This window comes from Pseudomonadota bacterium, from assembly GCA_030859565.1.
GTDB lineage: Bacteria > Pseudomonadota > Gammaproteobacteria > JACCXJ01 > JACCXJ01 > USCg-Taylor.
In genome coordinates, this window is record JALZJW010000113.1 from 1 (window position 1) to 12,621 (window position 12,621).

Annotated in this window: 8 protein-coding genes; 3 read left to right on the top strand and 5 right to left on the bottom strand. The window is 60.7% G+C overall.

From position 1 onward, the window contains the following. Positions 1–534 precede the first annotated feature (534 nt). The 3 genes from uvrA to M3436_15270 all read left to right on the top strand — a co-directional run bounded on the left by uvrA (position 535) and on the right by M3436_15270 (position 7,529). Positions 535–6,090, top strand: a complete 5,556-nt coding sequence (gene uvrA / locus M3436_15260; protein MDQ3565419.1) for an excinuclease ABC subunit UvrA — start codon at positions 535–537, stop codon at positions 6,088–6,090. A gap of 143 nt (positions 6,091–6,233) precedes the next feature. Then, on the top strand, positions 6,234–6,602 hold the full coding sequence (locus M3436_15265; GenBank protein ID MDQ3565420.1) for a hypothetical protein: 369 nt from the start codon (positions 6,234–6,236) through the stop codon (positions 6,600–6,602). 453 nt (positions 6,603–7,055) lie between these two features. Then, a complete protein-coding gene (locus M3436_15270) occupies positions 7,056–7,529 on the top strand; it encodes a hypothetical protein (protein ID MDQ3565421.1) in 474 nt (157 codons plus the stop codon). Between the two features lie 122 nt (positions 7,530–7,651). Here M3436_15270 and M3436_15275 read toward each other — a convergent pair whose 3' ends face one another. The 5 genes from M3436_15275 to M3436_15295 form a co-directional block, all read right to left on the bottom strand. Continuing rightward, positions 7,652–9,814 carry an acetyl-CoA hydrolase gene (locus M3436_15275; GenBank protein MDQ3565422.1) on the bottom strand — a complete coding sequence of 721 codons (2,163 nt, stop codon included), beginning with the start codon at positions 9,812–9,814 and terminating at the stop codon, positions 7,652–7,654. 17 nt (positions 9,815–9,831) lie between these two features. Then, on the bottom strand, positions 9,832–10,647 hold the full coding sequence (locus tag M3436_15280) for a class I SAM-dependent methyltransferase (protein ID MDQ3565423.1): 816 nt from the start codon (positions 10,645–10,647) through the stop codon (positions 9,832–9,834). Between the two features lie 132 nt (positions 10,648–10,779). Beyond that, positions 10,780–11,424 (bottom strand): hypothetical protein, encoded by a 645-nt coding sequence (locus M3436_15285; protein ID MDQ3565424.1) that lies wholly within the window; start codon positions 11,422–11,424, stop codon positions 10,780–10,782. A 146-nt stretch (positions 11,425–11,570) separates the two neighbouring features. Continuing rightward, positions 11,571–11,846: a hypothetical protein gene (locus M3436_15290; GenBank protein MDQ3565425.1), complete on the bottom strand. Its 276-nt coding sequence runs from the start codon at positions 11,844–11,846 to the stop codon at positions 11,571–11,573. Positions 11,847–12,155: 309 nt separating this feature from the next. Beyond that, on the bottom strand, positions 12,156–12,621 hold a 466-nt coding region (locus M3436_15295), incomplete at its 5' end, for a transposase (protein MDQ3565426.1).

A 12,621-nucleotide genomic window follows, 5' to 3' on the forward strand; every position in this document is an offset into this window, starting at 1 on the left:
GCCTTGCTTCTTCCCAGAGCTCATCATCGACGCCAAGGGCAAACAGAGAAAACGCTATCCTTATGAGCGGATGATGACCCCTAGGCCCTGGCTCGCTCGCTTAGACCCACATCCCAGTCGGCAAGATCGTCAACGGCAAGCGCCGGCGATGATCTTCGAGGTGCCGCCACAGTGGAGACACTGTTCCGTCCTTAGGAGCTGACTGCGATACGTCCATGTATCTGGCTTATCGATGCCAAAATCGAACACCCGTTTGAGCAGCCGGGCTCATCGCCGAGCATAGGACCGGAAACTTCAGTCGCACGATCGCGGGTACCACCACCGGTGTTCCGCCCCGCGCAAACAACGGTCATTTATCTACGTTTTCTCTTCCGTCATGCCGGTGAAAACCGGCATCCAGGCGAGCCTTCATGCGCGGCACTGGACCCCGGCTTCCGCCGGGGTGACGGTAATATGGAGGTCATCCATGCTTAGAAAATTATGCCCGTTCGCGGTATATACTCCCGACTTCCTTAGCTTTCCAGCGCACTGATTTTGCACAACCATATCCTTATTAAAGGCGCCCGGCAGAACAATCTGAAGGGTTTTGACCTCGAGCTGCCGCTGAACGAGCTGATCGTGGTCACCGGTGTGTCGGGATCGGGGAAATCTTCGCTGGCGTTTGACACCCTCTACGCCGAGGGGCAACGGCGTTACGTCGAGACGTTTTCGCCCTATGCGCGCCAGTTCCTCGAGCGCATGGACAAGCCCGCGGCCGAGCGTATCGAGGGCATCCCGCCGGCGATTGCGATTGACCAGACCAATCCCGTGCGCACCTCACGCTCGACCGTGGGTACGATGACGGAGCTAAACGATCACTTGAAGCTGTTGTTCGCGCGTGCAGCCAAGCTCTACTGTCGCGGTTGCGGCAACGGGGTGCGGCGCGACACCCCCGACAGCATTGTTAACGAATTGCTCACGCGCGGCGTGAACGGGACGAACGCCCTTATTAGCTTTTCCGTCACGGTGCCGAAAAACTTCACCGAAGACGAGATCAAAGGCTTTCTCGCGCAGCAGGGTTACACGCGGATACATCAACGCGAGGGCGCGCAACTCGAAGTGATTCAGGACCGGGTGCGGTTGAATGGCGAGAATCGCGCGCGCATCGTCGAGGACCTGGAAGCGGCGCTGAAGCACGGGCACGGGCGGGTGACGGTGACGCCGCTCGAGGGCGGCGGCAAGCCGCGTGCAGCGTGGCGATTTTCCTCGGCTCTGCATTGTGCCGAGTGCGATATCGCCTACCGCGATCCGGTCCCGAATTTTTTCTCATTCAACTCGCCGATAGGCGCCTGTGAGATCTGCCGCGGGTTCGGCCGCAGCATCGGCATTGATTACGGCCTGGTCATCCCGGACGAATCGAAGACGCTGCGCAAGGGCGCCATCAAACCGTGGCAGACGCAGGCTTATGGCGAGTGTCAAGACGATCTCATGCGCTTCGCGAAAAAGCGCGGCGTGCCGGCCGACGTGCCGTGGCGTGAGTTATCGGAGAAACACCAGCATTGGGTGATCGAAGGCGAAGGCCGATGGGAAGACAAGCTCTGGTACGGCGTCGAGCGCTTCTTCAAGTGGCTCGAGGGCAGAGCTTACAAAATGCACGTGCGCGTGCTGCTCTCACGCTACCGCGCGTACACACCGTGCCCCGCCTGCCGCGGCGCGCGGCTCAAACGCGAGGCACTGCTGTGGCGACTGGGCACGAAGGAAGACGCCGACCGCGTGCTCGCTGCGACGGCGCGTTTTCGTCCAGCGGACGTGACCTGCGAGGAGGTGACGTTCGCGGCGCTCCCGGGACTCAACATCCACGACCTGCTGTCGCTGCCGATCGAGCGCGCCCAGGCATTCTTTCAGGACCTGCATTTGCCGGCGCCGCTCGATGAAGCGGCCGATCTGCTGCTCACGGAAATCCGCGCGCGCTTCGGTTATCTGGTCCAGGTGGGCCTGGGTTATCTCACGCTCGACCGCCAGTCGCGCACGCTCTCCGGGGGCGAGGTGCAGCGCATCAACCTCACGACCGCGCTCGGCACCTCGCTCGTGAACACGTTGTTCGTGCTCGATGAGCCCTCGATCGGCCTGCACGCGCGCGACATGGGCCGCGTGACGCAGGTGCTGCACAAGCTCCGCGATGCCGGCAACACACTGCTGGTGGTCGAGCACGATCCGCAGGTAATGCTCGCTGCCGACCGCATTCTCGACATCGGTCCCGGTCCGGGTGAGCGCGGCGGGGAGATTGTGTTCTTCGGTGAACCGGAGGAACTGAAACGATCGAAGCGCTCGCTCACGGCGCAATACCTTAACGGCGCGAAGTCCGTCGTCGCGCACGCGCCATCGAAACCGCCCGCCGATACCACCATAGAAATCCTCGGTGCGGCCGAGAACAACTTGAAAAACGTGGACGTAAAGATCCCGCTCCAGCGCCTAGTGTGCATCACCGGCGTGTCCGGCTCAGGCAAATCCACGCTGGTGCAGGAGGTGCTGTACAACGCGCTCGCCAAGCTCAAGGGCCGGCCGAAGGAGGCGCCGGGGAGCCACCGGGCAATTCGCGGTCACGAACTGATAGATGACGTGTTGCTAGTGGATCAGTCGCCCATCGGCAAGACCACGCGCTCGAATCCGGCGAGCTACGTCGGCGCGCTGGACGGAATACGCAAGCTCTTTTCCAGCGAGCCGCTGGCGCGCGAATGCGGTTACACGGCGAGCACGTTTTCGTTCAACGCCGGCAACGGCCGCTGTCCGACCTGTACCGGCGCGGGCTTCGAGCACGTGGAGATGCAGTTCCTTTCCGACCTGTACATCCGTTGCCCGGACTGCGATGGCAAGCGCTTCCGCGCGGAGGTGCTGGAAGTGAAGCTCGTGCTCAATAGTATTAACTCTGGCGCCAAATCCATTGCCGATGTCCTCAACATGACAGTGTCGGAGGCGACGGCGTCATTCGCCCGCTACCCCGGCATCCTGCGTGGGATCGAACCGCTCGCGGCGGTCGGCCTCTCCTACTTAAAGCTCGGCCAACCGGTGCCGACCCTTTCCGGCGGCGAGGCGCAGCGGTTGAAGCTCGCCGGACATCTGGCCGAGGCCAAGACGCGCAAGGACAAGGACCGGGGCACACTGTTTCTGTTCGACGAACCGACGACGGGCCTGCACTTCGATGATATCGCCACCTTATTAAAGGCTTTCCAGCGGCTGCTCGACGAGGGCAACACGCTGGTGGTGATCGAACACAACCTCGATGTGATCCGGGCATCGGACTGGATCATCGATCTCGGCCCGGAAGGCGGCGATGCCGGCGGCGAAATCGTTTGCATCGGCACGCCGCAAGACGTGGCCACGCATCCGACTAGTCATACGGGGAAAGCGCTGCGAGAGTACGCCGACGCCGCAAACCAACGCGCCGGCGTACCGAAGCGCACCGCCGCGCCTTTGCGCGCGGCCGACAACACCATCCGCATCCTTCATGCGCGCGAGCACAATCTGAAAAATATCGAAGCGCACATTCCACGCGAGCGCTTTACCGTCGTCACCGGCGTCTCGGGCAGCGGCAAGAGCACGCTCGTGTTCGATATTCTTTTTAAAGAAGGCCAGCGCCGCTATCTCGAATCGCTCAACGCCTATGCGCGCTCGCTGGTGCAACCGGCGTCGCGGCCGGACGTGGATGCGATCTTCGGGCTGCCGCCTACGGTGGCCATCGAACAGCGCACCTCGCGCGGCGGACGCAAGAGCACGGTCGCGACCCTCACCGAGATTTATCACTTTCTGCGCCTGCTGTTCGTGAAGCTCGGCATGCAATACTGTCCCGAGTGTAGGCTTGCAATCGAGGCGCAAACGGCGGAGGCGATCCTGGCGCGCATCATGTCCGGGCTTCGGGGCCAAAGAGTTCTGGTGCTGGCGCCGCTGGTGACCGCGCGCAAGGGCTATTACACCGATCTCGCCAAGTGGGCGCTCGCCAAGGGCTTCGAGTTTCTGCGCGTGGACGGCCGCATGACGCCAACCAATAACTGGCCGCGGCTGGCGCGCTTCAGGGAACACAACATCGAACTGCCCGTGGGTGAAATCCAGGTGACCCCGAAGGGCGAGAAGGAATTGCGCGCGGCTCTCAACCGCGCGCTCGACCTCGGCAAGGGGGTGCTGCAGATCGTCTCCGCCGGCAAGGGTCGCGGCAAGAAAAACACCGACACCACCTTTTCCACGAAGCGCGCCTGCCCGAGCTGCGGCCGCGGCTTTCCCGAACTCGACCCGCGGCTGTTCTCCTATAACTCCAAGCACGGCTGGTGCGAGCGCTGCTACGGCACGGGGATCTTGATGAGCGGCTTCGATGGCGAACAAACCGGCGAGGAAATCTGGTGGAATGACTGGTGGGAAGGCGCGGAAAGGGTGTGCCCGAGTTGCGAAGGCACGCGGCTCAACCCCACGGCGTTGGCCGTGCGATTCCAGAACCGGTCGATTGCGGAATTCGCCGCGCTCTCGGTCGAAGCGGCGAAGAAATTTTTCGACAAGCTGAAACTGCGCGGCCGCGGCGCCGACATCGCGCGCGATATTCTGCCGGAGCTCGCTTCGCGGTTGCAGTTCCTGCAACAGCTCGGGCTCGGTTATCTCTCGCTCGATCGCTCCGCGCCCACGCTCTCGGGCGGCGAAGCCCAGCGCATCCGGCTCGCCTCGCAACTCGGCTCGAACCTGCGCGGCGTCTGTTACATCCTGGATGAGCCGACGATTGGATTGCATCACCGCGATAACTTAAAACTCCTTGACACGCTCAGCGCGCTCCGGAACAAGGGCAACACCGTGGTTGTGGTCGAGCACGACGAAGACACGATACGGCGGGCGCAGCACCTGATTGATCTCGGTCCGGGTGCCGGCAAGCTCGGAGGGCGTATCGTCGCCGAAGGATCGCTAGCCGAGCTCACGCGCACCCCCGAGTCCGTCACCGGTCGCTGCCTGGCGCATCCGTTGAAGCATCCGCTGCTGCCGCGCCGGCCATGGCGCAGGAATGACCCTGCACTCGAGATCGTCGCTGCCTCGATGCATAATCTGAGGAACCTGCGCGCCACCATTCCGCTCGGGCGGTTGGTGTGCGTCACCGGCGTCTCGGGCAGCGGCAAGAGCACGCTCGTGCGTCGCGTACTGCACGACAACCTGAAGCGCGCGCTCGCCTCAAACGGCCGGGCGAGTTTCGTAGGGTGCGACGAGATCCGCGGTTTCGAGGCGCTGCGGCACGTGTGTGAGGTGGATCAGACGCCCATCGGCAAGACACCGCGCTCCTGCCCGGCAACCTACGCCGGCTTTTGGGATCAGATTCGGAAACTCTACGCCGGCACCAAAGAGGCGCGGCTGCGCGCTTACGGCCCGCCGCGGTTTTCGTTCAACCTCGCCGGCGGGCGCTGCGAGGTATGCGAGGGCCGAGGGATCAAAACCATCGAAATGAGTTTTCTACCCGACGTCAGCGTGGCGTGCGAGGTATGCAACGGCGCGCGCTTCAACGCTGAGACGCTGGCGGTGCGTTACCGCGACAAGACCATCGCCGAGGTGCTGGCGATGAACGTGGACGAGGCGCTCGAGTTCTTCCGCGCCCACACGCGCATAGTCCGCGCGCTGCAACTGCTGCAAGACGTCGGCCTCGGCTATCTCACGCTCGGCCAGCAGTCGCCCACGCTCTCGGGCGGCGAGGCGCAGCGCATTAAGTTGGTGACGGAACTCGCGAAGGCGAAGACCGAAGAGTCCGGCGAACTGCCGCTCTCGAACGGCAATTCCAAGCGCGCAAAACCAACCTCCACGCTCTACGTGCTCGACGAACCCACCATCGGCCTGCACATGGCAGACGTGGAGAAACTGATCCGCGTGCTGCACCGGCTCGTTAATCGGGGAAATACGGTGGTCATCATCGAGCACAATCTCGACATCATCGCCGAGGCCGACTGGCTGATCGATCTCGGCCCCGAGGGCGGCGCCGGCGGCGGGCGCATCACGGCGCAGGGCACACCTGAAGAGGTGGCACGCCTGCGCAAGGGGTCGCACACGGCGAAGGCATTGGCGGAATTTTTGAACCGGGCCATCCACTTAACGTAAGGCACCACAACAGGGTATGAAATATGACCTCGGCTCTGCGAGTGCGTCCGACTCGATGACTCGGAAGGCACCCCACCAGGTTCCCGGATCCAGGCGGGTAGTTTATCATGATAAGCTAACGTAGTGCATGTGCGGAGATGGCCATGGTCAATGAAAACAAAAAAATCGTCATTAAACCTTTGACCGGAAAGATTCGGTACGACTACATCAAGAGCAACTTCTTCCGAGTCATTTGCGTGGACGGCGCACATGGAGGACTACGACCTTCAAGTAGATCTATCCATATGGCGCTCTTCAGCGAGCGCAACGCCATTCCGACGGCCGAGGAGTTCGAGGTAAAGGACGGGCGGCTCGGGGAGCAGACCGACAAGAAGGTCCGTGCTGCAATCGTCCGCGAGGTGGAGGTCGATGCGATTATGGGCGTGGACACCGCGCGCGCGATTCGTGACTGGTTGACCCAGATGATCGCCACACTGGACGCTGTGGCCCAAAACCCCGAGAAGAAGGAATAGTACAAATGGACCAAATAACCGACTTCGGTCCAAGACGCGCCTTCAGTGGCCACAGCATCTTCTTCGACGTTAGTACGGAGCCCTCTCGCACTCCAGCGCTAATTCAGCGGAGCAAACCGAGGTCAAGTATATCCTCTCTTCCGTTTAGCCCGGTTTTCGACACGCATGATGCTAAGGCGCTCGTTTCGCAGCGGTTCAAGTCTTTAGCCGATCGGTGGGAACGTGAAACGAGAAATCTCTCATCGATCGACCAGATTGTCCTTAATGACGCATACCAGAAAATAATCGGCATGGGCCCCGCCGTCACGCCGCTCATCTTCGAAAGACTTCGACGGAAGGCTGGAATGTGGTTTCCTGCGCTGAGATCCATAACCGGGGTGGACCCCGTTTCTTACGAGCAGCGAGGCGATATTACTGCTATGCGCCGGGCCTGGTTAGAGTGGAGACGGAGGAATGCGAATCGTTGACCCGGCGGGCTTCTTCGCCAACTTTCCGCATCTTTCTTTGAACGTTCAGGTCACGAGTTCCGCAACTGTCAAATACAACTGTATGGCTTGGGCTGCCGGGGACCATCGGAGGTGCTGGTGGCCTTCGCCATATACCTACTGGCCCCCGGGCGTACCCCAGCGAGCAACGCTCGACCCATTTCGACAGGCGTTCGGGACTCTCGGATACGCGACTGCCGAAGGACCCGATGTCGAACCAAATAAGGAGAAGGTAGCGATCTACGCACTGGCCGACGTGCCCACGCACGCAGCAAGGCAGTTATCAAATGGGAAATGGACCAGCAAGTGTGGCCAGAATGTCGATGTCGAGCATGATCTGCATGACCTGGAAGGCCCCTGCTACGGACAAGTGGCCGTGATGCTTGAGCGCGGTAACGTCACCGCCCAACAAGGCGCTCGCCTCAAACGCGTCAAACAGTAGCGCGCTGGTTAGAAACAAGATTTCCGGACCACAACACGTTGTGACAACTTGCGTTAAGTGGATAGCCCGCTTTCTGAATTCGCCACGGACAGGTTTCAGATGACGCCGATGTGACACTGGCCTCAGCCCAGAAGCCCCCGAAGCTCGCTTGCCACCAGTCTCTGCAACAGCCTTTCGCGCATGTTCTGCGGCCGGTCGAGCCGCATGCGTTGCAGATACGGCCGCATGGGCGCCGAAATCCCCGGCCGCAGGAGCGCCGTTGCCACGGCCGCAGCCTTGCCGGCCGCCGTTTCCATGCGCTCGCGCAGCCGCTTCAATGCCTGGGCCAGCACAAGCTCCTCGGCGGTGTAGTCGCTGCCAAACGGATACGCCGAGAACAACCCCGCGCGGCGATGTCCCGCGAGCGCCCTCTCCAGCGTCTCGGGAGTGTTGTTGCGGTGAGCTTCAGGGATCCGGTAGTCGCGTGGGAGTTTGCCGGCAGCCTGTGCCTGACCTAACAGCTTGTCCTGAAAGCGCGCATCGGCGATGTTGAGCAGCGCCGCGATGACCTCGCTGTCCGTCTTGCCGCGCAGCTCTGCAATGCCGTACTCGGTGATCACCACATCCCGCAGGTGTCGCGGGATAGTGGTGTGGCCGTAACTTAACACGAGGTTGGAGGTCGTGCGGCCGGCCTTGGTGCGCACGCTGCGCACCGCCAACATCGAGTGCGCGCCCGGCAACGCATGTGCCATCGACACGAAGTTGTACTGTCCGCCGACGCCGCTCACGACCTGCCCATCGTCCAAAGCGTCCGAAACCGCCGCGCCGGTGAGCGTGATCATCATCGCAGTGTTGATGAAGCGCGCATGCTGGCGCTGGGCGATGCGGCGCGCCGCGCCCTCACCGTAGAGCTGGTTGATGAAGCCCACGCCGGTCATGTCGAAAAGCCGCCGCTCGGCTTCGGGTAGGTCACGCAGCGCGGCATAGAAGCCCTTGGGTCCCAGGAAAAAGCCGCCGTGCAGCAGCACGCCTTCGCGCAGGTGCGCGCCGAGACACTCGTGCGCAAGCCGTTCCCGCGTCACCGCGTCCGAGAGGTCCGCCGACAGCCATTCGCCCTGTGGAGTGCGGATGCGGCCGCTCTCGTAACAGCACTCGGCCGCAAATACGCCCGCCTGCTGCAAGGAAGCGAACGCGGTTTCATTAAGGAGCGGCGGCAGTCCCGCCTCGAGTAGCCGCTCGAGAGATCGAGCGTCGATGAGTTCCGTGATCTTGCCTTCGTTGAGCAGTCGTTGGACGAGCGCGTGGCAATACACGCGCCGCTTAAGGATCCCGGATCGATAGAGATCCAGAAAGCCGTCGACGAACATCTCGGTGCAACCGTAGAGGCCGCGCTCGAAGCGCTCGGTTTCGCCGATCTGCTCGACCTGCGGAGCGAAGCGTTCAAGCACGCGACAGTCGTCGAGGACGCTTCGCCAGGTGGCGTTGTGCTGATGCCGCAGCTGCAGGCAATAGACGATCGCATCCCCGAGCTCACCGATGCCAATCTGGAGCGTGCCCGCGTCCTTTACCAGTGCGCTGGCGTACAGTGCGATCAGGTAATCCACCGTACCGATGGCGAGGTTCGGCGGGCAGTACAGATCGTAGTCATAGCGCGAATGTTCGACGACGAAATCCAGAGCGCTCTCCGCGATCTCTGCACCGCCGAACATGAACGGCAGATGGCGATTCACAACGCCGATGGTGACGATCTCGCGCCCGCCGCGGCGGGCAGCGTCGAGCTCCGGTAGCAGATCGACGGTCACGTCCGGGTTACAGCTTAGACTGTATTCCGTGCGCCCGTCGCTCACCCGCGTTGCGATCATCTGCGCCACGACGTTCACGCCGTGCGCGAGCAGCTCGCGGGCGACATGCGTGTAGTTGGCGCTGAGGTAATGCTGTTGCGCGTAAGCGTTACCCAAATAGGTGCCCGGCTCCAGGAAGAACTCGATGACTTCGATGTTGGACGGCACCTGGCCCGCACGCACGGCCGCGACGTAGTCGAGCTCCGGGCAGTTGCCGAAGACCCGCGCGACGAACGGATCGAGGAAGCGGCGTTCGAGCTCGCTCGACGCTTGCGGCTTGCGCAGGCTCAAGCCGGTGAAAATTTTAAGCTCAATCGACCGATCGCGGAGCGCGCGCCGGTAGAACTCATTTACCAGCGGTACGGGGTTGCCGAGCGCGAGCGGCAATGCCAGCACGATGCGCTTGCCGACACGCCGGAGCGCGGCGTCAACACAATCACAGACATCGTCGAACTGCTGAGGCATGAGGAGGAATTGGAGGGTTAGATGGCGCCCGCCCGCGCAGTGACTACGAGCGCCCGCATCGTTGAACGGAACGGATGATCGCCACCGACTCGCGCTAAAGCAGCTTCGAGTGCGTCAACGATTGGATCTAGGGCGACCTCACGCTCCTGGATTGCGATGCTTACGGGGTTGCCTTTGACGAGTCCGATGGCTAACGATTTCGCGGACGGGCTGCGAGCCTCAAGGGTGACCCACTCAAGTTCCACTTGACCGAAGTCGTTTGCATCCAGGAAACGCCGCAACACATCAGGATCGTGGAATCCGAACGGCACCTGATAGAAGTTCGGCGGGTCCACGGAAAAGAAACTTCCAATGGTTTCATGCGCGATGCGCCCAAACGGGTTGTGTTCAAAGCTAGCCCACACGTTGAAGGCGAACAAACCGTCCTTCGCTAGAACTCGCCGGGCTTCACGGAACGCCGCTTCCTTGTCGGGGACAAACATCAGGCCGAATTGACAAGCCAGGGCGGCGAACGAGGCGGAAGGAAACGGAAGGGCTGCGGCATCGGCCGGGCGCCAGTCAATGGGCGCCAGCGCGCCTAGCTTGGAGCGTGCGTAGTCAATCATTGGCTGGTTCAGATCGGTGGCGACCAACCGGACGGGGGGAGACAGGCGCGCGCGCAGGTGCTGAGTGAGAATCCCAGTTCCGCAGGCTATCTCCAACACGGGCGCAGCCGTAGCAACCGTCACTCGGCGAGCCAGGTCCGCAGCATACGGCTCGAAGATCACTGGGCCGAGGTGGCGATCATATAGCTCGGGGATCGTACCTAGGAACCTAGCGTTTGCTTCTGACATGGTAGCTCTTCACCGTAAAGGCGGGCCGAGGAGCCGACGAGCGCCGTCTAAACGTTAACGCTAACCGGGCGGCGGCCAGCGACTTTCAATTGTGATTCCGCGCCCAACCCGCCGCTCCGGTTGAGCGTTTCGTTAGCTGCCTTGGTCCGACGCGCGTTTGCGATCGAGGGTGGCCTGAATCGGATCACGCACGGACCACGTCTCTGATTCGTCGTCGTACACAAGGAATATCTGATCTCGCCGGATTGCGGGTAGCTGAGCAATCTGCTGTGAAAGGGCGTCCCTACCGTCTCCGCTGCCGTGATGTTCAGCAAGAATGGTGAATATTTGGTCGATACAGGTTTCGTATTGTTGTTCGGCGTAAGTTTTAGTGAAGACGAACTTGATGCGCCGTTTGGTAGTGGTTTCAGAGCAAATTGAAAACTGAATTACGTCTGACGAGTCATCGTTGGGTCCTTGGCTGGTAATCATGACCAATGGGAGCCGCTCGCGGACGTAAAGTTTCTTCGCGAGATTGATGATAGCCGCTTTGATACGAGGGTAGACTGCATCGCCAAAGTCGTCCGCCGCGCGTTTGATAATTGCGTCGAGGAATGGTTTTGCCACGTAGACTGCGACGGCAGTGGGAATCACCCACTCCATCGCGTTGAATGGTGCCGGTTCGAGTTCTTGTTCGGATAGACGCACGTCGTCATCTATAAAGGACGCTCGAAATTCATCGAGGTATCCGTCAGGGATGACCGTGTAGTATCGCAGGCCGATATCAAAGTCCGGCATTCGGTGTGGTTATCCTCATTCCAGCTAACATATAATGGACTAACGAACCCCACCATCATAAAGCATATGTATTCATATACAAACAGCTGTATATAGATATATACATCTAGCCTTATATATATGAATGTATATAGGTTTAGTCCATCTCAAATGCGGTTCGCGAGGTTCAGTGTGGCTGCGGTGCCGTAGGACATTTCCCAACGTTTCTGCTTGGGTCGCCATATTCCCCAGACCGCCTTGACCTCTTCACGTAGCTCTACCTCGTGATAGTCAATACGAACGCCGACGCGATCGGACGGTTTGCGGTGCGCCGGGCCGTTCCGGACGGCCTCCTTAGGAGTCCACGAGACTTCATCCACGATGAGATCTACAGTCTTGTAGCGCCTATTGCGCACTTTGTCATAGCGGTGTACCGAACGCATACCAGTTTCTCCGATAACGTGACATTCATCAAGCATAACCCTTGTTCCGCGTGCGCACAGCGAGCACCGGACGTGCGCTTTTTGGTCCGTTAGGTTTCAACGGGACCTCCGCGATAATTGCCAGCTCGGGGCCAGATCCTTGCCGGGCGGTATGTCAAGCGCTGCGGAACTTGGAGAGGCGGGCGAAGAGGATCGCGCCGAAGGGCAGGGCAAGCCCAAGCAGGGACCGAGAAAACCCACCACAAACCCATCGGCTACCGCTACTCAGCCCGTGTAGGATGTGCTGAGGAACGAAGCGCATCGTTCGAGTTATTCACCCGCGCAAACGTCGAATATTCTCTCGCAACCCCAGTTTACCGGATAAATGCCACGGGCCGCATAGTCGTGAAAGCTCGAATGCGGCCAATCTGCAACCTGCTTGACCCAGCCATGTTTTACCGGATTCCAATGGATGTAATCGACGTGTTTGTTGAAATCGTCCTGATCGCGCAGCAGGTGCTCCCAAAATCGACGTTGCCACAAACCCCGTTCTCTTCGTTTCTCCCGGCTTTGAGAGATTCGTTCGCCTTCGTCGATGGCACGAGAAAAGTGCCCTTTCAGTACATTCCAGCGCATGGAAAAATCCGAGTCACCGGAAGGCAACGTCCAAATACAATGGAGATGATCCGGCAAGACCACCACCGCCTCCAACCGGAATGGATGTCGTTCCCTGACGTACCGAAAAGCCCATCCCAACGCATCGATGTGACTGACCAGCAAACGGTTACCCTTGCGC